This is a genomic window from Caldimonas hydrothermalis (assembly GCF_056746695.1).
Genome location: NZ_JBWQXA010000005.1, coordinates 215,152 through 236,360, shown reverse-complemented (window position 1 = coordinate 236,360; position 21,209 = coordinate 215,152). Strand labels below are relative to the sequence as shown.

Sequence of the window (21,209 nt, the reverse complement as noted above, 5' to 3'; positions counted from 1 at the left end):
TTCGCCTCGCTGCATCGCCAGAAAGCTGACGACGCAGCCCGCGTGACCCAGAAGACCCAAGAGTAAAGTCCATCAACCCCGCGGAAATGTTCCAAGCCAGTGGTACGGGAAACGGGGGCAGGTCATTGCGCGGATTTTGTTCCTTTGCCGTGGTACGGATCTCGGGGAGCAGGTCACAGCGGCAAGGCCATGATGTCGTTGTCGTAATGCGGTGCCTCGGGCGCAGCAGATGCGCGCTCGAGGGCAGCTTGTGCATCGGCCGCGAGGTTGTTGCGCACCTGGTGCACCACGCGCAGCACGGCGTAGCGCTGGGCGGGATCGGCCCCAGGGGGCTGCCATGGGGCGCCGTCCAGGACGAAGTGTCCGCCTGCGTGCAGGTGGCGGGCGCGGCTGTGTCCTTGCACCCGATGCGCCGCGCTGCCCCAGTCTTCAGCCACTGCGCCGCGCCCGTGCGATCGCCTTCGCGGCCGCAATGGCCGCTTCATCCCGATACCCAGGCTCCCGCCGCCACGGATCGTCTGGCTCGATGCGGCATTCGTCTTCCACCCACTGCGGCCACTGCGGGATCTTGCTCGTGCGCATCACGATCCAGCGGAACAGGCTCTCGGGCAACGTGAACACCTGGCCCATCAGTTGCACCAACGGAAAACCGTTGTCATTCAGGGTTAACCGCTCCCAACCGAAGGCCCATGACTCCTTTTGACGATCGATGGGCGGCAGCATTATCAGCGGCACCGGATGGATCCTCTGCAAGGCCACGCCCGGCCCCTCCTGCATGTACAGCCTGAAGAACTCGAAGTGGTTGCGCAGATCTTCTTCGCCTTCTTTGCCCGCGGTGTTCACGCTCAACGCGAACGTCTCAAGAACCGTCTTGCCCGATTCATCCATCACGTGGCCCACCACGTTGAGCCAGCCCAGCGGGTTGGCATGGCCCAGAATCGTCCAGTACACCCGATCCCACGGCACCTTGAGCACCGATCCGTCAGGACGAAAAGCGTACACCTGACGGTTCTTGCGGTTGAACCGGATCGGGTAGTGCGTGTAGGTGAAGGCGTCGCACAGGAAGATGTAGATCCCCACTAATAGAGCCGCAAAAGCGACCGCTGCGATCGCCAGAAAAACTAGATGACCATCTTTCAGTGCCACGTAAGTACCAAACAGTACAGCGAACGCAAGAGCCGCGGAGACAGCCGCCCCGAACATCGCCCCAAACCCTCTCTCCTCATACCACTTGTCCACGCACTCGACAAAGGTCGAGTTCAGGCGGATCAGCGACAACTGGTAGTGCGGCGCCTCGCCCGCCGGCTTGCGAATGTCCAGACGCAGCTCGCGCTCGCGCGCGGTGAGCGGGCGCTTCACGTGGAAACGATGGATCACATTCTTGATCAAGGGCATTGACCGCTCCTCAAACTGCCGTGGCCAGCGCCACGCCGTACTCCTCGAGCTGCGTGCGCGCATCCGGATACTTGTCTGCACCGGCGCCAAAGTGACACCGCCTCAACCACGCCTGCAACTTGTTGTCCTTCGTGTCTTCGATGAAGAAAGTCAGCATGCCCAGCGCCACCAGCATGCCGATCAGAATGGCCCAGCCCACAACAGGAACCGTGGTTGCTCCCGCAGCAAAGTGCAGGCCTAGGGATGCAATCATGCCAAGCGCGCCTGATGCAAAGTACATGACTGACAAGCCGGTATCCTTGTTCTTGTACTGTTCTACGCCCGCCACTAAATCCACCACCCCCATCAAGATCCCTGCTCCCAGGCTGAGACGGCGCCCCCATCGCGTCATGGCTCTTGGAACCATGGACTGCCTCAGCCCCAACGCATTGCCCAGCCGGGTGCCCGCCGTCGCCTGCCCCAAGCTTTCTGCGGCAAAGCCAGCAATGGCCAGCGTGGCCAAAGCAAGCCGGGCGCGGGCTTCGGGCCGTTCGTGGCGCATGCCCTGGAAGGCGTCTTCCACCAGCTTGCTGTAGTTGAAGACCATCAGCACCCCGCCCAGGACACCGGCAGCCAGGCTCGCACGCGACAAGGCCGACTGGGCACGCGCCATGTCGATGGCCTTGAGTTGCGCCGCAGTGCGCAGCGCCTGGGCCACCTGTTGGGCCAGCGCATGCCCGCTTTGGCCCGAGGCCACGGCAGCCTGCACAACCTGCCGGTCGATCAAGACATACCAGCCCTGACGCCGCGAGCCCTCCAGGCGCACGCCTTCCACCTGCAAGAGCCTGAGCTGCGCAGCCACCGCACGTCCAACCTGGTTGTGCCTGGCTTTCAGGCTGGGGTCGATGGCGTAGATCTGCTCGATGAGGAGCTGCACGAACTGGTCGCGCCGGCCTGTGATCGGCACCCGTACGAATCGCTGACCGCTGGCAGCCGCCAGGGCCGTCGCCGCCTTGCCGCTAGCTCGTCCTTCATCGAACTCCTTCCAGTAGCGCAGTGCAGCGCCGCTGAGCCCGTCCATCACCGCCCCCAGGTGGGCCTTGGCACCGTCCGGGAGCTTGCCCAGCATCGAGGAGAACACACCAGCCACCGCGTCGGCAGGATAGATGCGCAGATCCATGGCCCCGCTGGCGTCGGCTTGGCTGATCGCGCGGGCCAGTTCGTCTTGGTTGAAAGCCAGCGCCCGCATGACCAGGTTGGTTGCCGCGGTGGCGTCACCCTCACGCAGCCATCTGAGGTATAGATCGAAGCTTGGCTGCTTGTCGCTGGTGTAACGCATCATCATGCCCACGGTGGCCGTGTAGGCCAGTCCGCTTTGGATGTCGGCTGTGTCGTAGTGGCATGCCATGGCGCCTTGCAGCCGCCGGTGCTGCATCCACGCCGCGTGGGCTTTGGCCAGCGGGGCGATATGCGACCGGTCATAGGCTTCGAAGGCCCGGTGGTGCTGCTGCAGCCAGTTGCGAGCCGCCGCCTCATCGAAGCGTGGCAGGTTGCGGTGATCGTGGGTGTATCGTCGCCAAGCTCTTTGCGCCACCGCGTTCAATCCATCCATCGTGTGGCGGCGCAATTGGGCCGCAGCCGTTGGATTGCCCGCAGGCTCGATCATCGCTGCCATGGTGCCTGCGGGCAGGTGCATGCGCCGTTCTTCGTCCTGGGCCAGCGCTTCGCCGGCGATGATCTCATTGAGCTTGGCCTGCTCCTTGAGGTGCTGCTCCAGGTTGACGATGGCGCTGGCTGCAAAATGTGGCTTCTCGATGTCCGGACGGCGCATGTAAGCGAGCTTGCGCGCTTCCATCAAGCCGGCGATCTCCATGGTCAAGCCCACCGGATCGTGCAGCGCCACGATGGCCGCGCCCCCTTGGGGGCGGGCCTGCTCGATGGCCTGCAAAAACGTCTGCAGTCCCGCATGGCGGCTGTTGAAGGGGTACGGGCACCACTGCGCATAGAGCTGCTGCCCGGCTTGCGCGCTGAGCTGGAACTCCGGCAACCATTGCCCCACTTGCTCGATGGGCGCCGTGTACGCCTGCGGCGCCACCTTGCCGCCTGAGATGGTGATGCAGCGCATGTGCCGCTGGCGCACGGCCGGGTCTTGGTGCTTTTCCAGAACGGCATCGGTCCATTGCACGTCGCTGAAGCCGATCCAAATCTTGGTGGCGTGCTTGGGGTTGCGGATGGTGATGATGCCGGCCAGAGGCGCTGCACCGTTGCGCGCGCATTGAAACTGCGTGGCAATGGGGTAATGCAGCTTGAACGCGCGCAGCCGCGGCGGCAGTTTGGTCAGGTAGCCGTCGGCGGTTACGAAGTATTCGTCCCAGCGCTTGCGCGCTTCGTCGTACACGTAAACGTAGCCGCTGCGCAGCAGGCGCAAACCATAGTGTGCGCCCTCGCCCACATCGATTGATCCCAGCTCGGGGTCGCTCAAGTGGCCCATCAGCCGCGGTGCCTTGGCTTCGGCGGGCATCAGCGCATAGCGCGCCAGCAGCAGTGGCAAGCCCTGTTTGGCACAGGTGTCGCAAGGGAAGGCACACGATGCAGGCTTGGTCGGGGAGTCAGTCAGTGCGCTCATGGTTGAAGGGCTTGTCTCGCACGTCGTTCTTCAGATTGGAGTTCGGCGGCCATCTGATGCCACTGGGATGATTCGATCCTGGCCGCCAGCTCGCGGTAATCCAACTCGTCTTGCGGGTCAACGTGACGCAATTGCTCCAGCCACTGAGCGACCTGGGGATGGCGATCGATGCACGGGTGGACCACGGTCGCATGCCAGGTCAGTTCGGTCAGATCGTCGGCACTCAGATGGCCGTACTGCTGCCGTAAGCGGATCACGTGACGGTCGATGCGCTCAGTGCGCTCGATCCAGTCTTGCACGCCGGCAGGCCGATCCATGCGGGCAGCCACACGGTTGACCATCCCCAGCCTCATGGCCCGATCGGTGAATTCGTCAGTCCATGCGAAGGCCGATGGCGCTTGATCGTCGCGCGCCAGACGCATCCACTGCCCTGCCCAGGGCAGCCACACCGAGTGGATCGGCCCGAGCAACCACCTCAGCCCCGCCTCACCGATCACACGCGGCAGTTGCACGGTGGTGCCCGGGTCGAAGTAGCGGAATTTCATCGGCCGGGGCTGTCCATCAATGCGCACGGCCATGCGCAGCGCCATGTGAGCAGCCAGCTCGCTCATCGTGCCGTCAAAGCCGATGAGCCAGCTCAGCACGGTGGTTTCTCTAAGCTCGACTTGTGCGTGCACGCGGCTCAGAAGTTCGTCCAGCCCTGGTGCCGGCAAGGCGTGCAGGTCGATGAGCACCGGCAACCCGAAGGTGTTGGCGCCCAATGCGGCCGGCGCCACCACCTGTTGGGGCCAGTGCGAGGGGAGTTCGTCTCGCCATGCGGCATCGATCAAGCCATATCGATGGTCTTGCAACCATCGAGGGTCGAAGTCTTCTTGCAGCATGGCTCAAAACTCGCTCAACCCATCCAAGGCCGGCTGCCCTTGTTGAGCACAGCCCCGAAGCTGCCCTGCTGGCGGCACACTCAGCCCCGCACTGGCGCTGCCCGGGCCTTCGAGGCTGCGCACACTGGCCCTGAACTGCGCTCGCCCCGGGGTGCTCAGGGTGATGTGGCCGCCTTCGATCCTCAGGGCCGAGCCGGCGCCTACCAGCAGCAGGTGCCGGGGGGCCTGCATGTGGATGTGCGCGTGCGTGCTGGCCACGTCGATGCGCCCGCGCGCGGCGATGTGGGTGGCCGCGCTGGCGCTGCGGCTTTGCACCGGCCCGCTGGCCGCGTGCAGCCTGATGCCGGTATGGGCCGCCGCCTGGGCCCCCGCTGCGCGCCCCGCGGTGTAGCCCACGATGCCTTGGGCGGCCATGACGCGGTGGCCGCCCCAGGCCGTGTGCGACAGGTCTTGCCCGGCCGTCACGCTCACGCTGCGCCCGGCGGCCACCAAGTGGTGCGCCGGGGTGGTGAACACCAGCCCCGCCGGCGCGCACGCCAGCAGGTGCGGGCGGGACCATGCCTGCACCGTGCCTTGCCCGCCGCCGATGTGCGTGCCACTGGCCGCCCCGTGGCTGGCGGTGGCTTGCAGCTCTTGCAGCGTGGCTTGCCAGGCGTCGTGGTTGATCAGCTGCTGGGGCTGCGGCTGTGTGTCGGTGTGCGCCTGGTGTTGACGCGCGCTGTGCGCCAGGGCGTGCTGGCGTTGCAGGCCTTGGCTGAGTTGGGTGTGTGCCTGATGGGCCTGGAGCTGCTGGCCGGCTTGGGTGGAGCCGCCGCTTTGGGCGTAGGCGCTCAGCAGCAGGCCGCAGCCGGCGCGCACGGCCCCCCAGGCCTGGGTGCGCAGCTCGGCGCCGTGGCCGCGCGGGTGCAGCCGTTGGTTGTCGCGCTGGTGCAGCAGGTGGCCCAGTTGGAGCTGGCTGTGCGCCTGGGTGCTGCTCAGTTCGATGCGGGCCTGGCCGGGGGTGTCGTCAAAGACGAGCTGGTTGTAGCCGCCGGCGCCGTCTTGGCTGTGGGGGAGCTCTTGGCTTTTGTAGCCCGACAGCACGGCTGCGTGCCGGTGGCCTTCGTGCAGCGCCTGGGGCCCGGGGCCTGCGGCGCCTTGGCTGCCGGCAAACCATGCCGGCGCGTTGCCGGTGGCTCCAGCCGCCCCGGCGCCCACCTGGTTGCCCTGGGCATCCGGATGCCCGCTGCCGTTGTAGACGGCGCCCACGACAACGGGCCGGTCGATGTCGCCGTCCAGGAACTGCACGACCACTTCCTGGCCGGTGCGCGGCACGAAGTTCGTGCCCCAGTCGTCGCCCGCCCAGGACTCGGCCACGCGCACCCAGGTGCCGCTGGCTTCATTGGCCGGGGCGTCGTCTCGGCCGTCGTCGCTGTCGAGCCGGTGGCTGGAGCGGCTGCCGCGCTGCCAGTGGAACTGGATCTTGATGCGGTGGTCTCGGTCGGTGTACACCGGCGCCTGCGCCGGGGCGACGACCACCGCAGTTTGCGCTCCCACCACCGTGGGACGCGGCTGCAGCAACACCTGGCCTTCGATGTCGTCGAGCACGGCCGCGCGCACCGGCTGGCTCAGCGGCAAGGCCATGATGTCGTTGTCGTACTGCGGCGCCTCGGGCGCAGCAGATGCGCGCTCGAGGGCAGCTTGTGCATCGGCCGCGAGGTTGTTGCGCACCCGGTGCACCACGCGCAGCACGGCGTAGCGCTGGGCGGGATCGGCCCCGGGGGGCTGCCATGGGGCGCCGTCCAGGACGAAGTGTCCGCCTGCGTGCAGGTGGCGGGCGCGGCTGTGTCCTTGCACCCGATGCGCCCGCGAGCTCAGGGCGTCGAGCCAGCGGCGCGCCAGCCGCTCGCCTTGGGCGCTGTCTTCGTAGGCGTACACCCCGGGCACGTCGATCCAGCCGGTGTGAGCGCTGGCGCAGGCGTCGTTGGCCTGTGCATGGACGGGGCGCAGGCCCACGCTGCGGTAATCCCAACTGGCCAGCCCTACCTGCGCGACGTGGCTGCGCCGCATCGGCATCCAGTGGTGCAGGCCGTCTTCGCTGACGCTGGCCAGCGTCTGGGTGTAGCGCACGCGCTCAGGCTGCACCGGGCTGAGGGCGCCGTTGTGATCGGCCATGACCAGGGTGTGCCGGCCCAGCGTGTCGTCGGCTTGAGCCTCGTGCTCAAACCACCAGAACAGCCCTTCTTCGCGCAGCAGCCGCGAGATGAAGGCAAGATCGCTTTCTTGGTACTGGATGCACAGGGAGCGCTCAGGGTAGCTCTGTGGGTCGGCCAGGGCCCAGCGCCACGCGGGCATGAGCGCGCCCCGCTGCTGGTAATGGGCGAACACTTGTTCGACGATGCCAGGCACGCTCATGCCTTGGAAGCAGCGGCTGTCCACCCGGTGGGCCAGCAGGCTCAGCCAGGGTTCGATGACCAGTGCATAGCGTGCAAAACCACCGTCCGAGCCCAGCACGCTGGCGTGGGTGACATGTCCATGGAAGGAGCGCAGCCGGCTGCGGCTGGCCGCGGTGAGCAGATCCAGCCGCACCGCCCGGCCCATGAGTGCGTCCAGCTCCAAGTGGGCACTGACGCTCAGGGCCGTCATCTCGATGCGAAAACCCACCACGCCTTCGCACGGCCCGATGCTCTCGGTGATCACTGCCTGCTCGGCCAGCAGCACCTGCGGACCCAGCGGCGTGTGCAGCCTCAGCAAGCGCTCGTGTTGGTCAAAACCCGCCAGCGCAGCACGAACGACCTGGGCCAGGTCGGAAAGAGGGGTCATCGTTGGGCTCCGTTCGCTTGAGAGACACCTTTCAGCTCATGCGGTATCTGAACTGGCCGTCCTTGCCCACGGTGGCCCTGATGCGACCGACGAGCTGCCCCTCGGCCATGCGGGCAAGCACCATCTGGGCCAGTTCTGGCAGCAGGCTGCCTCCAAGCAGGTGATCGACCTTGCGGGCGCCGGTATCGACTTCGGTGCACCGAGCCAGCACGGCCTCGACCAGGTCGTCGCCATACTCGAAGCTGGCGCCATGTCGGGCTCTGAAGCGTTCACCGATGCGATCGAGCTTGAGACGGATGACACGCTCGAGCACGTCGTCGGACAGCGGGTAGAACGGCACGACCTTCAGTCGCCCCAGAAAGGCGGGCTTGAAGGCCTTGTACAGTTGTGGTTTGAGCATGTCCTCCAGCGACTCGGGGCTGGGCTTGTCGTCTTCGTCCTTGTTCAGGCAAGCCTGCATCAGGGTTGACGAGCCCACGTTGGACGTGAGGATGATGAGGGTGTTGCGGAAGTCGATTTCCCGGCCTTCGGCATCCTCCATCACGCCTTTGTCAAAGACCTGGAAGAACAGCTCCAGCACATCGGGATGGGCCTTCTCCACCTCATCGAGCAGCACCACGCTGTAGGGCCTGCGGCGCACCGCCTCGGTGAGTACCCCGCCCTCTCCGTAGCCCACGTAACCCGGCGGTGATCCCTTCAGGCCCGAGACGCTGTGGGCCTCCTGGTACTCGCTCATGTTGATGGTGATGAGGCTGCGCTCTCCACCGTAGAGGGTTTCGGCCAACGCCAGTGCGGTCTCGGTCTTGCCCACACCGCTGGGGCCCACGAAGAGGAAAACCCCCTGGGGCTTGTTCGGATCCTCCAGACCGGCCCTGGCGGTACGCACACGCTGAGCCACGGCAGCCAGGGCATGCGGCTGGCCGATGACGCGCGCCTGCAAGGCTTCTTGCAGTTGCAGCACGGCCTGGATGTCGTCCTTGACCATCCTTCCCAAGGGAATGCCCGTCCAGTCCGACACGACACGGGCGACGACCTGGGCATCGACATGCACCGGCACCAGGGGAGCTTCACCCTGGATGGCCGCCAGTTCGGCCAACTTGGCCTGAAGCGCAGCTTGCCAGGGGGTCAAGTGCAGGGGTTCGCCCTTTTTGCGCGGTTTGGCGGGGACCGCTTGGGGTTCGGTGGAGGCCTCGCCCGCCGGATGAGGGGGCAGACCTTCACCACCCTTCGGCTCCAGACGTGCGCTCAGCTCATCGATCTCGGCGGCCAGCGTCTTCTCCTGCTCCCAGCGGGACAGGTCGGCGTCCAGGCAGACTTGGACGGCCCTAGTTTGGGTTTCGATCTCGGCCAGACGGGCGCGATGATCCACACCTTGGGCCGCCTCTTTATGCAGGGCCCGACGCTCGGCTTCAAGGGCCTCGAGTCGGCGACGGGCCTCCTCGATCACTGCCGGGGTGGCGTTGCGCCCCAGGGCCACGCGGGCGCAGGCCGTGTCCAGCACCCCCACGGCCTTGTCGGGCAACTGCCGCGCGGTGATGTAGCGATGGGACAGACGCACAGCCTCGGCGACGGCCTGGTCGCAGATGCGCACGCCAAAATGGCGCTCCATCAACGGAACCATCGCACGCAGCATGTCCGTGGCCACGGCCTCGGACGGTTCTTCGACCTTGACCACCTGGAAACGTCGCGCCAGGGCCGCGTCTTTCTCGAAGTACTTCTTGTATTCACTCCAGGTGGTGGCCGCCACCGTGCGCAGCTCCCCACGGGCCAACGCAGGCTTGAGCAGATTGGCCGCGTCGTTCTGACCCGCCTGCCCTCCGGCGCCGATGAGGGTGTGGGCCTCGTCGATGAAGAGAACGATCGGCTGCGGGTTGCGCCTGACCTCGTCGATGACTTGCTGAAGCCGGTTCTCGAACTCTCCCTTGACCGACGCTCCGGCCTGCAGCAACCCCAGATCGAGCACGTGCAGGGCCACCCCCTGCAAAGGCCCGGGCACGTCCCCCGACGCGATGCGCAAGGCCAAACCTTCGACGACGGCGGTCTTGCCCACCCCGGCCTCTCCGGTGAGGATGGGGTTGTTCTGACGGCGTCTCAGCAGGATGTCGATGACCTGGCGGATTTCGGCTTCACGCCCGATCACAGGATCGATCTGCCCTTCACGGGCGCGCTGGGTGAGGTTGATCGTGTAGCGATCCAGCGCCGGTGTGCCTCCTGATACGGGAGACGATTCGACCGGCGGGACTTCTTCAGCGGAGGCCGAGACCCTGCCGACCGCTTCGGCCGAGCCTGTGGTCAGGGAGTCAAGCCGGTGTTTCAGGTCCTCCACGGGGAAGCGCAGCAGGGCCGATGAGGCCTGGGCCGCCATCTGCCTCAAGCCGGGTTCGGCCAGCAGGGCCAGCAGCAGGTGGGCACTGCGGATTCGCGCCACCTGGCTGTCAAGCGAGGCGATCAGCCAGGCATGCTCCAGCCATTGCGGCAGCCGCTGCGAGAACACCGGCGTGCGCGTATTGCCGGCGGGCAGCCGCGTGAGTGCGGACTCGAGGTCGCGACGCAGACCGGCGGGCGACACATCGCAACGCGCACACAGCAGACTCAGGTCGCTGCGTGGTTCCTCGAGCAAGGCCAACAGCAGGTGCTCGATGTCCACTTCATGATGACCATGGGCCATGCACAGGTTGGCGGCTCGTTCGGCGGCCTGCCGCGTCAGCTCGTTGAGTTTGGTGATCAGGGTCTTGAGAGATGCAGACATGTTCGATGCCCAGAGAATGGAAAGGTCACGCCGCAGGCAGCACGTCGTAGGCCAGGTCGTCACGGTCCTGGGTCACCGGCCTGCTGCACAGGAACGTGGTCCAGCCGAGCCGTGCACCGGGTCCGTCGGCCCCGGAGTGCAAAGCCGTGGGCTGCACGTCCTGCTGTCGCAGGCACAAGCGGACTTCGAACTCCAAGGACAACCCGTAGGCCAATGTCAACAAGCGCTGCAGGGCCCTCGCACCGGTGGCCCCTGGCAGGAAATGGTCGTAGCGCCGGCGGTCCAGCGGCCCCAGGCGCAACCTCACCCGCAGGTCGCGCTGCCATAAACGTTCTCCAACGACAGCGCTGCGCCCGAGCACCGCGTTGCGGCCCAGCGCACTGCAGGCCGATGCCGGCAGTCGAACCCAGCGACCGACGAACGGCTCAACCTGGGCGGGGATCGCAAAATGCGCGCTGACCCAGGCTTCGAGCTGCGAAGCCGACAACTGCCGACGTTGCAAGGCCCCTGCATAGTGGGCAACCGACTCATCGTGCAGCCCCGCGCCTGCCCGCTCCAGCAAACGGTTGCGCAAGGAGGCCTGACCCAGTCCGGCCAGGGACAGCACCAGCGGCAGAAAGCCCCGCCCTCGGTCCGACTCGTATGCCAGTGCCAAGCGATGCTTCTTCCAGGCCTGGTAGAACAAGGCAAGGGCCCGGTGATTGAAGATCTCGAGAAAGGCGCGCGCCGCACCATCACGCCCGAAGACCTCCCGGCGAACGAGAGTTTCGGTGTAATGCAGTGGCAAGGTGCCGTGCACCCCGAGCAGCCCCATGAACGCAGCCGTGATCTCGATGCGCTCGGGGTCGGTGCACGCCTGCCCCTCCCGCGTCGGCCTCACCACCTGGAGATCCTCGATCTCACTGGCTGGGAAGCTCAGTGAGAGGGAACTGCGGAAGCGCAGCCGCTGCGCGAGGATGTCCTGCTCGCCCAGACCTTCGCGGGCCGACAGCCAACGCGACAACAGGCGCACCGCCTGAAAGAACTCGTGTCGATGCGGCTCGGCCAGCAGCCGGTCGATCACACGAGGGATTGAGCGCCGCTGCGGGGAGAGCATGACAGAAGTTCTTCTCCGGTGCGGGCTGACACCAGCCGCAGCCGCGTGAAGCTGTTGAGATGTGTGTAAAGGCCGACGAAGCGGTTGATCACCTCGGCGAACAAGTGCAGGCCTACCCCCACGAAGCTCGACTCGTCGACTGTCAAGCGGATGTCCGTCCCGCGCACGAACGTGGCATAGGGTTTGCCCGGCAACCAGGCAACGGCAGGCTGATGCTCAACAGCGACCAGGCCATCGATCTGGCGCTGATTGGCCGCGCTTCGCGGCAGGTCGTACAGCCTCAGCATCTCCTTGAGCGCGTCGATGCCACCCTGGCTCAGGGAGAGATGGTTGAGCGACAGGTGAGAGATCAGCCGCCACAGGGCTCCTTGCCCTCGTGCAAACCTCAGACAAGCGGTGGGGCGGCGCAACAGGCAGATCTCCTGAGCGGCACCGCCACCCTCGACGAAGAGGTCTCCTCCTGGTTGTCCAATGGCCAGTTGAGTCGGCAGATCGCGATTGGTGGCCCACACCTCGAGTGACAGGGTCTCGTTGACCGCCAGGCCCGGCTGGAAGTCCGCATCGACGAGCCCGAGCTCCAACTCATAGCCAGGGCTGTGCAACGCCATCCGCTCGTCGCGCTGCGTATACCAGTAGCAGGCCCGCGGCTGGGTGCGCTCACCGTCGCGCAGCAAGTCGTCGTGGCGCAACGAATAGAACGGCCTGAACTCCTGGGCGAACTCTCCCTGACCGGACTGACGCACACACCACACCCGCTGGACCCCATACACCTCGTACGCATACGCGCGGCGAGCGTCGACCACCACGGGATACATCGTGCGGGCATGGGTCACGCGGATGGGGTCGGCCGGCGTTCGGAAGAGATTGACTACCGGCGTACAACCGAGCTGGAGATGGTGCACGTCGAGGTCCTCTAGCAGCCGGGCCGCATCGGAATCGCTCCGAATGCCCTTCAGAGGCACGTGCAGGACCAGGCGGTTGCTGTTGAGCACGATGTCCGAGTCTGTTCCCCGCCGGCCGCTCGGCACCAGCAGGTCCACGAAGTTGAATTTCTCCGGAAATGCAAAGTACTCCGTGAGCAGCCGATAGGCGGCATGCGATCTTGCGTCATGCTCGATGATCGACTCGTGATCCTCGAACCCGACCAAACGGGGCCGCTCGCCCAGCAAGCTCGATGTCCGACGGCCGTCCCCGGACTCCACCATCACACCGAGGGACCTGGAGCACAAGGCCTCGCGCAGGACGCTGACCAGCGATGGCTCACCATCGAGGTACAACCTCAAAGACTTCCCCTGACAATCCGCCAGCGAGAACTGTGGCGAGAGGGATTCGAGATGTATAGACACGACCGCCGATGTGCCATCGGGCCACCTGCCACCCGGCAAAGGCGGTGGTGCCATCCGGAAATTCACGTGGGCCAGTCTCACCGGCGCCAGTTCGACGTCGTAGGCCGTTCGAAACTGGCATGCCACCCCGCGCAATGGACGGCTGCGCAGCAACTCACCGCGAGGAACGCGAACGACGTCGTTCAGTTGGGTGGCCGCAGAGCCCAGGCGGAACTGCGCCACGGAACACGACGGAAACGGCCTGAGGTAGTGCGGATAGAGGACCTCCAGCAGGGATTCCGTGAAGAGCGGGAAATCGTCTTCGACGCGCTTGTGAATCCGGGCCGCCAGGAACGCGAACGATTCGATCAGCCGTTCCACATGCGGGTCCTCGGAGGACTCGCCGCTCAGTTGAAGACGGGACGCGATCTTTGGATAGCGCTGCGCGAACTCCCGGGATTGGTTGCGAAGAAAAGCCAGTTCCCGCTCGTAGTAGGGCAACAGGTCTTCCATCTTCAGCCTCCCAGGGACCGATCTGCACCTGAGCAGCGCACGCGGTAGTGTTGCGTTGCCTGGTTCACGACGGCATCGAAGCTGACAGGCTCTCTAGAGCGCTCCACGAGCAGCCACGCCCGGATGGAGAAATGCAGCTTCTGCGCCGCTGCCGCTCCTGTATCCAGTGTCACCTGCACCGCGCTGAGCCTTGGCTCGTGGATCCCAATGGCGGATTCGATGGACTGGCAGATGCGTCGCCGGTCATCCGGGCTGGCCAGGCTCAGGCTGCTGAAGTCCACCATGCCGTAGGAGAGCAAGGAACGGGCGCTCATCGGCCACCCGTCGAAGTCCTGTGGCGCCAGAGCACAACGGGTGTTGAGCAAGGCCTCGAGATCGCGTGCGACGCAATCCTTGATCTGCTCCAGCGACATCTGTGGCAAGGCGTGAGGGCTGACCACGCCAGCGCCGTCGTCGAGCAGGCAATCCAGGAGGGAGGGGCGGTAGCGCTGCATGCGGGAGAGGATCGAGAAGCCATCCCAGCCATCAGAAAGAAAGGCGGACGAGCCGCCTTTCCTCTGTGAGGGACGGTCTGGGCTCAGCTGAAGTTGGGAACGTTCTTGGCAAGGTCCCAAGCGCCAGTGATGTTGACCTTGCCGGACTTGTCACCCGTGATGTTGAGCTCGTCGTACGTCCAGCGCACCGCCGAATACTTCAGAGTGAAGGTCTCGGAGGGGACACCCTCGCCGTTCACCGTCGGGGCCACCGAGGAGACGATGACGTTCTTCAGTTCGATCTTCAGGTACTGGTGGCGGCTTTGCGTGCCAGACGGGCTGCCCACATTGTTCTTGCCACCATGAGCCCGATAGAAGTAGACAACGACATCGCTGATGATGGTGCCTGCCGAACAGGCCTGAAGCAGCTTGGGCGTGGCACCGTCGATGTCCTTGGTGAAAATCATCTCACCATGTTCGCAGCGCTCAGCCGTGTGCCCACCGGCCGTGGATGCCGTCGCAGACTTGGGCTGGCGCACCACGTGGCTCCAGGTGTAGACCTCGACGGTGTCTTTGTGCTTGCTGTCCCGGGAATCACCTTTGATGTCGCTTCCCTTGAACTCGACGTAGATGTCTTTCGCCATGAAAAGAGTCCTCCACTGAAACGGTTGGAGCGTTGAGAATCAGCCCTTGCCACCCTGAGGCAGTTCCGCCACAAGGCGCAAGGACACGGAAAGTTCGTCCAGTTGGAAATGGGGACGAACGAAGGAGACCGCCCTGTAAACACCCGGGCGGCCTGGAACTTCGGACACCTGCACCGAGGCTTCCCGCAAAGGGAACTGTGCCTTCGTCTCCTGCGATGCGGCGTCATCGGACGTGACGTACTGAGAGATCCAACGATTGAGATAGTCCTCCACGTTGGACGCCGAGGCAAAGCTGCCGATCTTGTCGCGCATCATCGCCTTCATGTAGTGCGCAATTCGGCACACCGCGAACATGTACTGGAGCTGCGCGGAGAGCACCGCATTCGCGTTGGCGGCATCCAGGTCGTACTTGCGCGGCTTTTGAACCGACTGCGCACCGAAGAACGCCGCGTAGTCAGTGTGCTTGCAGTGCACCAAGGGGATGAACCCCAGGTCGCTGAGCTCCTTCTCGCGACGGTCGGTGATCGAGATCTCCGTCGGGCATTTCAGCGCAATCTCCCCGTCGTCAGTCTTGAAGGTGTGCGTCGGCAGATCCTCCACAAGACCGCCACCTTCCACGCCCCGAATGGCGGCGCACCAGCCGTAGCTCTCGAAAGCAGCCGTCAGCCGCGCCGCAAAGGCATAAGCGGTGTTGACCCAGAGGTAGCGGTCGTGATGGCTGCCGTCGACCGACTCCACGAAGTTGAATCCCTCGACCGTCGTGCCGTCTTTCGGGTTGTAGGGCAGACGCCCAAGGAAGCGGGGCAGCGTCAGTCCGACATAGCGGGAATCCTCTGAATCACGGAAGGATTTCCATTTGGCATATTCGACGGTGTCGAACACCTTGGCCAGGTCGCGCGGCTTGCCCAGGTCGGTGAAGTCCTCCAGACCAAACAGCTCCGGCGACGCTGCCGAGATGAATGGAGCGTGAGCCGCCGCCGCCACGTGGGACATCTGCTCGATGAAATACATGTCCTCGGGCTGGCGACCGATTTCGTAGTCACCGATCAAGGCGCCGAAGGGAGCCCCCCCGAAGGTTCCAAACTCCTCTTCGTACACCTTCTTGAAAAGAGTGCTCTGGTCGAAGTCGATGGCCGTGTTGAAGTCCCGCACGAGCTCCTTTTTCGTCGCGTGCATGACCTTGATCTTCATCATCGCCCCGGTCGAGGTGTGCTTGCACAGGTAGTGCAGGCCACGCCAGGACGATTCGAGCCGTTGAAACTCTGGGGCATGCATCACCTCACTCAACTGGGCGGAGATGAGCTGATCGATCTCGGCCACCCGCGCATCGAGGGTGGCTGACAGGTTCTCGGAGAGAACCACGGTCCCCTGCAGGACTTCGCGCACCAGCTCGGAGATGATGTCCCGGGCACGTTGGTGCTCGGTCGGCGACTTGGCCACCCGGCTTTGCTCGACGATGCGGTCGAGCAGCGAATGGGGTGCCAGCTCGGGTTGGGGCGCTTGCGCGAGGGCTTGGGCACTCATGGCATCACTCCTTCGTGGTTTGGGCTTCCCGGCCCAGGCGTTCAAGCTGCTCCGTGTTGCGCAGCACCTCGTCCAGCAGATCCTCCAGCTTCTCGTTGCCCGCCAGCTTGTTGCGCAGGTCGGCCAAACGGGTGCGCGCCTCGAGCAGCCGGCGCAACGGTTCAACCTGCTGCACCACCGCTTCCGGACGGAAGTCGTCGATCTGGTTGAACTGAAGGTTGACGGCAAACTCCCCACCTTCCTCGCTGAGGAGATTGCGTACCCGGAAGGACGCTTGTGGGGCCATGCCTGCCATGACCGCATCGAAGTTGTCGAGATCGATGTTGACGAATTTGCGATCCTTCAGGCGAGGTGGGGGCGTCTGTTCGGAGGGCTTGCCGACGAAATCGCCCAGCACGCCCACCACGAATGGCAGTTCCTTCTGTTCGATGGCGTCGCCGATCTCGACGTCATAGGTCAACTGCACCCGGGGCGGACGCACCTTCTCGAGACGCTTTTGCACACTGTCTTTCTTGGCCATGGGATTTCCTGCGGAGAGGACGGAGGACGCTCACTGGAGAGCACTGAAGGGATTGCGCGATCCGGTCGTCGCCGGCCGGGCCACGGGAGGTTCGACCGGACGGAGGGGCCGTGCCGGAGCCGAAGCGGAATGGGCCTCCCGACGGCGGACCGGCCCCGCAGGGCGTGCGGGAGGCGCCTGAACGGGTTCTGGCGCCACGAGCACGGTCTCGCCGATGGCCTCGCGGATCGTCTGGGTCAACGTCTGGGCTTCCTCGCGGGTGCTGCCCTGCACGGCGTTGCCTTGCCGCAGGTGCCCCAATGCCAAGGCAGAAGCTCGCAAACCGGCAACCGCCATGATGCTGTGGGCCGTGATGTCGCCCACATCGCGCTGAAGAACCTCCTGCGCTGCCACGATGGCCTGGCCATAGCGCCGGGCCTCCAGATGCATCTGAGCCTGCTGGAGCCAAGGCTCCTTTGCACCAGGATGAGCACGAGCCGCTTGCTCGAGCAGTTCAGCCGCCTTGGTCACATCACCGGCTTCCTGCGCCGACCGAGCCTGAGTCAGCGCCTGCGGCAGATCCACCCGGGGCAGCTTGTCTTCGGTCTGAGGAAGACCGGCACAAGCGGCCAAACCCATTGCGGCGGCTGCCGCCCAGACGCGCCACAGCGCCCCTTTGACTGCTTTTAGGTCCATCGAGAAGACCCCTCACCTGTTGTTGCTGATCGTTCCGACCGGCGCCCTTCCTGCAGATTGGTGCAGGCCTCGCGCTCTTGTGTCGCTTGAATGGCTGCGGATTAAATCGCAGCTCGGCCGGATGAAGCTAGGGCTTCGAGGCCGCCGTTACACAGAATTACTCGTTGAAACAGTCGGTCACCTTATCCCCCCGAACAGGTGAATGCGGTCGCAACGGTCTTGCCTAGACTACGGCCGCTTCTCATCACAACAAGCATCGTCTCAGGGAAGAAAGCCATGCGGCACCGCGCACTGTCGGCGTTCACCTTGCTCGCCCGTTTGCTGACCCTCGGAGCACTGGTGGGCGTCGTCGGTTGCGCGAGTGCCGGCAAGGCGGTCGATGCGGCCGGTGCGCTCACGAGTGGTGCGCTGCGTCTGGTCGGCCTGGCCCCGAAAGACCCGGCCCCGCCCATCGCTGCCCAGACAGTGCGCATTCCCGTGCGGATGCAAGCCAGCGAGTCGCTCAATGTGGATGACCAGGGCCGTTCGCTGTCACTGGTGGCGCGCGTGTACAAGCTCAAGGGAGTCCAGGCGTTTCTGTCCGCACCGCATGAAACCTTCACCTCACCTGCCCGCGAACGCGAGGTGCTGGGAGAAGACCTGATCGAAGCCCGCGACGTTCAGATGCTGCCTGGTCAACACCGCGAGTGGCACGAGATCCTCCCGCCAGACGCGACCCACCTCGGCATCGTGGCTCTCTTTCATCGTCCACCGGCTCAGGGTTGGCGCCTGGCTTTCGAGACCGGGCACGCGGCCAAGACAGGCCTGTCGCTCGGTCTGCATGCCTGCAGTCTCAGCGTCGCGATCGGTCGGCCCATCGGCCCGCCATCGGCTTCGATTCCCCCTGCGCCCGCCCGCTGCCCGGGCGGATGACTTCTTGTAACCCGGACCCACCAACGTGATTCCATCCTCCAAGATCCTCTGGGGTGAGGGCCTCTTCCTCAGACCCCAGCACTTTCAGCGGCAAGACGCCTACCACGAGTGGCGGCTGGCGCAAGTCGCGCAAGTGCTGCACCCCTACGCCTGGGGCGTGAGGCACTTGCGCATCGACGAAGACGCCTTGCAAACCGGCCTGCTGCAATTGCTGGAGCTTCGAGCCGTGCTGCCTGACGGTGATCTCTACGATGCCCCCCGAGACGACCTGCTTCCGCCGGCCCTGTCGCTGACCGATCTGGATCTCCAACAGTCCGAGTTCACGTTCCACCTGTGCGTCGCTCCGATGCGTCGGATGGGGACCAACCATGCCCGCACCGAAGAAGACGAGGGCCTCGAATTGCGGTACCGGCAGGATGGTGACGCGGAAGCCAGCGACTGGTTCACGGATGCTGTCCCGGCCGAAGTGGTGGTCCTGCGCAAAGCGGCGCGCCTGCGTGGCAGTCACGATTTGCGCGAGGACACCGTGAGCCTGCCGCTGCTGCGCCTGCGACGCAAAGGGACCGGCGGCTTCGAAGTAGACCGGCGCTACATCCCGCCATCGGTGGCGATCGAGTCCACCCCGGCGCTGCAGATGCTGCTGCGCCGGCTGCTCGATGCACTGCAGGCCAAGGCCGATGCGCTGATCGGCCTGCATCGCGAGCCGTCGAAGAACATCATCGAGTTCCGATCCGGAGACGTGGCCTCGTTCTGGTTGCTTCACACGGTCAGCACGGCCCATGCCTCCCTGTCCCATCTCGCCCGCCACCCCGGCCTGCATCCCGAGCGCCTGTACCAAGGATTGCTCCAGCTGGCCGGAGCCCTGATGACCTTCTCCAAGTCTTTCACGCTGACCGACCTGCCTGCCTATGACCATCAGGACCCGGGCAGCTGCTTCGCCAGGATGGATCACATCGTGCGCGAAATGCTCGAAGCCGTGATCTCGACACGCTACTTCGCCATTGCCCTGCACGAGAGCAAACCGTCATTCCATGTCGGCCGCCTGGACAGCGAACAGATCCAGGCCTCGACGGCATTCTTCCTCGGGCTATCGGCGGCACTGCCGGGCTCCGAACTCATCGAGACCGCGCCGCTGCGCTTGAAGATCGGCGCACCTGACGACGTGGAGAAGCTCGTGCTGTCGGCCATGCCCGGTGTGCGGCTCATCCATGCCCAGCAGGTGCCGGCTGCCGTACCCATTCGCCCTGGTATGCACTACTTCTCGCTGGAGGCGCGCGGCCCTCTCTACGAACGCATGCTGCAGGCCCAGGCCATCGCTCTGTACACGCCCCAGGGTTGGCCGGACCTGCGCCTCGAACTGATCGCCGTGAATCCATGAGCACGCAGACCCCCACTCTTTTCGCGGACACCGAGCTGATGCCCACATCAGAGTCGCAGCCCGTCCCGCCCACCCAGGCGGGCAAGCTCGTCGACCTGCTCTATGAGGGCTTCTACATGATCTTCCTGCTGAAGAACAGGCATGGTCCGGTCGACGCTTCGTCACTGCGAGAAAACTTGCGAGACTACCTCGCCGAATTCGAACGCAACTCTGTCCAGCTCGACGCCAGCGCGGAAGATGTCCACCTCGCCAAGTACGCTTTTTGCGCCCTGGTCGACGAAACGATCCTGACCTCGGGTCTCAAGGTGCGCGAGGATTGGGAGCGCCAGCCCCTGCAACTGCAGTTCTTCGGGGACCAGCTCGCGGGGGAGAACTTCTTCCTCCATCTCGAACGCCTGCGTCAGCAGGGTGCCGCACGCCTGGCCGCACTGGAGGTCTTTCATATGTGCCTGCTGCTGGGCTTCCAGGGCAAGTACCTGCTCGAAGGGCAGGAGAAGCTGGGCTATCTGACCGCCCGCCTGAGCGACGAGATTTCCCATCTGAAGGGCCGCAAGATGGGCTTCGCCCCGCATTGGGCACCGCCCGACCGCGTTCAGCATGTGCTGCACACGATGATCCCCCCATGGATCCTGGCCGCCGGCTTCGCCTGCCTGGGCCTGCTGGCTTTCGCCGGGATTCGCACCATGCTCGACCGGTCCACCCAGGCCGATCTTGCGGCCTACCAACAGCTCATCCAGCTGCCTCCACAGGCGGCACACCTGACGATCACACTGCCGTGAAGACTCAAGGGCTGCCCAAGGCAGTGGCCTGGCGTGGACAGGCTGTCTCATCGTCGTGCCGTGCCGCACACACGCGAGCACGGCACAACTGCCCTTCCAGCCAACCCAGCGTCAGGCAGCGCTGTACCAGCTCGGCCGTTGGAACGCCCGCCTGCACCAGCACGACATCGCGGTTGGAGGCTGCCACCACGGGGCGTTGTCCTGCCGAGGCTTGGCGTGGGATCGTCGGCTCGGGTGCAGCCCGCGACATCAGCACCTCGATCACTTCCACGTCCGGATCGGCGGTGCGGGCCACGGGGCGGCGAACCGGTTCACTGGGCGGCCGCCCGGCCCGCAGCACCTCGCGCTTGGCCCCGGAGACCGGTGATTGGGCTGCCGATGACGGCATGCCGGCGACGGGCCCTGCAGCCTGCACCTCGACGGGAGGGCTGTGCGTGGCGGGTTCCTCCTCGGCAAGCTCGATGCGTGCGGCCGACGACGTAGGGGCGGTGGAGGCTGGTGTGCGGTCGTCCTGCAGCGACGGTACCGGCCCGGTCGGGGCATGCTGTGGTGGCCGCCCCTGGGCCAAGGACACCTCCTCGCGCGCGGGTGTGCTGTCGGCCCCCAGGGGCCAGACCCACCACGCCAGCACACTGACCAGCACAAGCGCCACGACCGGCGCCACGCGCCGGCGCCACGTCCGCTGCGATCGCGAGCCAGCATGGCCGTGGCTGACCACCGTCAGGATGCCCTCTCCTTGCCCGGTGGCATCGACCGAAGAGTCGCAGACCGCATCGCGAGGAGCCAAGAGGCTGGGGATGGTCTCTTGCCCTGGTGAGTCCGGCGAAATCTTGTGCATGGATCCTCCCTGTGGCAGTCCATCAGACGTCAAGCCGGGACCGCGCGCGGCGGATTCTAGAAAGGCCGGCGTGATTTGTGGCGCCTCGCAAAACCTCGTT

17 protein-coding genes are annotated in these 21,209 nt (G+C 65.2%); 3 read left to right on the top strand and 14 right to left on the bottom strand.

Going from position 1 to position 21,209, the window contains the following annotated elements:
* Positions 1–173: 173 nt before the first annotated feature.
* The 13 genes from AC1ECW_RS09075 to AC1ECW_RS09015 form a co-directional block, all read right to left on the bottom strand.
* A complete protein-coding gene (locus tag AC1ECW_RS09075) occupies positions 174–437 on the bottom strand; it encodes a hypothetical protein (protein WP_481201676.1) in 264 nt (87 codons plus the stop codon).
* A complete protein-coding gene (locus tag AC1ECW_RS09070; RefSeq protein WP_481201675.1) occupies positions 430–1,395 on the bottom strand; it encodes a DUF6708 domain-containing protein in 966 nt (321 codons plus the stop codon). The genes AC1ECW_RS09075 and AC1ECW_RS09070 overlap by 8 nt, the downstream gene beginning before the upstream one ends.
* Before the next feature lie 10 nt (positions 1,396–1,405).
* Entirely contained in the window at positions 1,406–4,000 is a 2,595-nt protein-coding gene (locus tag AC1ECW_RS09065) for a T6SS effector BTH_I2691 family protein (RefSeq protein ID WP_481201674.1), read from the bottom strand.
* Positions 3,997–4,881: a hypothetical protein gene (locus tag AC1ECW_RS09060; protein ID WP_481201673.1), complete on the bottom strand. Its 885-nt coding sequence runs from the start codon at positions 4,879–4,881 to the stop codon at positions 3,997–3,999. Before AC1ECW_RS09060 ends, AC1ECW_RS09065 begins: the two co-directional genes overlap by 4 nt.
* A 3-nt stretch (positions 4,882–4,884) precedes the next feature.
* Complete coding sequence (locus tag AC1ECW_RS09055) at positions 4,885–7,683, bottom strand: type VI secretion system Vgr family protein (protein WP_481201672.1); 2,799 nt, start codon at positions 7,681–7,683, stop codon at positions 4,885–4,887.
* 31 nt (positions 7,684–7,714) lie between these two features.
* Complete coding sequence (gene tssH / locus AC1ECW_RS09050; RefSeq protein WP_481201671.1) at positions 7,715–10,432, bottom strand: type VI secretion system ATPase TssH; 2,718 nt, start codon at positions 10,430–10,432, stop codon at positions 7,715–7,717.
* A 25-nt stretch (positions 10,433–10,457) separates the two neighbouring features.
* Positions 10,458–11,528, bottom strand: a complete 1,071-nt coding sequence (tssG, locus tag AC1ECW_RS09045) for a type VI secretion system baseplate subunit TssG (protein ID WP_481201670.1) — start codon at positions 11,526–11,528, stop codon at positions 10,458–10,460.
* Positions 11,492–13,366 carry a type VI secretion system baseplate subunit TssF gene (tssF, locus tag AC1ECW_RS09040; protein WP_409708141.1) on the bottom strand — a complete coding sequence of 625 codons (1,875 nt, stop codon included), beginning with the start codon at positions 13,364–13,366 and terminating at the stop codon, positions 11,492–11,494. Before tssF ends, tssG begins: the two co-directional genes overlap by 37 nt.
* A 2-nt stretch (positions 13,367–13,368) precedes the next feature.
* On the bottom strand, positions 13,369–13,860 hold the full coding sequence (gene tssE, locus AC1ECW_RS09035; RefSeq protein ID WP_409708144.1) for a type VI secretion system baseplate subunit TssE: 492 nt from the start codon (positions 13,858–13,860) through the stop codon (positions 13,369–13,371).
* An 83-nt stretch (positions 13,861–13,943) separates the two neighbouring features.
* A complete protein-coding gene (locus AC1ECW_RS09030; protein ID WP_409708147.1) occupies positions 13,944–14,483 on the bottom strand; it encodes an Hcp family type VI secretion system effector in 540 nt (179 codons plus the stop codon).
* A 39-nt stretch (positions 14,484–14,522) separates the two neighbouring features.
* The gene (tssC, locus tag AC1ECW_RS09025; RefSeq protein ID WP_481201669.1) at positions 14,523–16,007 is read right to left on the bottom strand and encodes a type VI secretion system contractile sheath large subunit; all 1,485 of its coding nucleotides are present in this window, start codon (positions 16,005–16,007) and stop codon (positions 14,523–14,525) included.
* Positions 16,008–16,011: 4 nt separating this feature from the next.
* On the bottom strand, positions 16,012–16,527 hold the full coding sequence (gene tssB, locus AC1ECW_RS09020; protein WP_409708152.1) for a type VI secretion system contractile sheath small subunit: 516 nt from the start codon (positions 16,525–16,527) through the stop codon (positions 16,012–16,014).
* Positions 16,528–16,557: 30 nt separating this feature from the next.
* Positions 16,558–17,202 (bottom strand): tetratricopeptide repeat protein, encoded by a 645-nt coding sequence (locus tag AC1ECW_RS09015; RefSeq protein ID WP_481201668.1) that lies wholly within the window; start codon positions 17,200–17,202, stop codon positions 16,558–16,560.
* A gap of 276 nt (positions 17,203–17,478) precedes the next feature.
* Between AC1ECW_RS09015 and tssJ the strand changes: the two genes are divergently transcribed.
* The 3 genes from tssJ to icmH are packed head-to-tail and all read left to right on the top strand — an operon-like array spanning position 17,479 to position 20,271.
* Entirely contained in the window at positions 17,479–18,114 is a 636-nt protein-coding gene (tssJ, locus tag AC1ECW_RS09010; RefSeq protein ID WP_481201667.1) for a type VI secretion system lipoprotein TssJ, read from the top strand.
* Positions 18,115–18,139: 25 nt separating this feature from the next.
* Positions 18,140–19,492, top strand: coding sequence for a type VI secretion system baseplate subunit TssK (gene tssK / locus AC1ECW_RS09005; RefSeq protein ID WP_409707551.1), 1,353 nt, complete (start codon positions 18,140–18,142; stop codon positions 19,490–19,492).
* Positions 19,489–20,271, top strand: coding sequence for a type IVB secretion system protein IcmH/DotU (icmH, locus tag AC1ECW_RS09000; RefSeq protein WP_481201666.1), 783 nt, complete (start codon positions 19,489–19,491; stop codon positions 20,269–20,271). The genes tssK and icmH overlap by 4 nt, the downstream gene beginning before the upstream one ends.
* Positions 20,272–20,275: 4 nt before the next feature.
* Here icmH and AC1ECW_RS08995 read toward each other — a convergent pair whose 3' ends face one another.
* Positions 20,276–21,109 (bottom strand): hypothetical protein, encoded by an 834-nt coding sequence (locus AC1ECW_RS08995; protein ID WP_481201665.1) that lies wholly within the window; start codon positions 21,107–21,109, stop codon positions 20,276–20,278.
* Positions 21,110–21,209 lie beyond the last annotated feature (100 nt).

Coding starts and splice junctions, on each gene's coding strand:
- AC1ECW_RS09070 (WP_481201675.1), bottom strand. CDS start 1,395: ATGCCCTTGATCAAGAATGTGATCCATCGTTTCCACGTGAAGCGCCCG.
- AC1ECW_RS09065 (WP_481201674.1), bottom strand. CDS start 4,000: ATGAGCGCACTGACTGACTCCCCGACCAAGCCTGCATCGTGTGCCTTC.
- AC1ECW_RS09060 (WP_481201673.1), bottom strand. CDS start 4,881: ATGCTGCAAGAAGACTTCGACCCTCGATGGTTGCAAGACCATCGATAT.
- AC1ECW_RS09055 (WP_481201672.1), bottom strand. CDS start 7,683: ATGACCCCTCTTTCCGACCTGGCCCAGGTCGTTCGTGCTGCGCTGGCG.
- tssH (WP_481201671.1), bottom strand. CDS start 10,432: ATGTCTGCATCTCTCAAGACCCTGATCACCAAACTCAACGAGCTGACG.
- tssG (WP_481201670.1), bottom strand. CDS start 11,528: ATGCTCTCCCCGCAGCGGCGCTCAATCCCTCGTGTGATCGACCGGCTG.
- tssF (WP_409708141.1), bottom strand. CDS start 13,366: ATGGAAGACCTGTTGCCCTACTACGAGCGGGAACTGGCTTTTCTTCGC.
- tssE (WP_409708144.1), bottom strand. CDS start 13,860: ATGCAGCGCTACCGCCCCTCCCTCCTGGATTGCCTGCTCGACGACGGC.
- AC1ECW_RS09030 (WP_409708147.1), bottom strand. CDS start 14,483: ATGGCGAAAGACATCTACGTCGAGTTCAAGGGAAGCGACATCAAAGGT.
- tssC (WP_481201669.1), bottom strand. CDS start 16,007: ATGAGTGCCCAAGCCCTCGCGCAAGCGCCCCAACCCGAGCTGGCACCC.
- tssB (WP_409708152.1), bottom strand. CDS start 16,527: ATGGCCAAGAAAGACAGTGTGCAAAAGCGTCTCGAGAAGGTGCGTCCG.
- AC1ECW_RS09015 (WP_481201668.1), bottom strand. CDS start 17,202: ATGGACCTAAAAGCAGTCAAAGGGGCGCTGTGGCGCGTCTGGGCGGCA.
- tssJ (WP_481201667.1), top strand. CDS start 17,479: ATGCGGCACCGCGCACTGTCGGCGTTCACCTTGCTCGCCCGTTTGCTG.
- icmH (WP_481201666.1), top strand. CDS start 19,489: ATGAGCACGCAGACCCCCACTCTTTTCGCGGACACCGAGCTGATGCCC.
- AC1ECW_RS08995 (WP_481201665.1), bottom strand. CDS start 21,109: ATGCACAAGATTTCGCCGGACTCACCAGGGCAAGAGACCATCCCCAGC.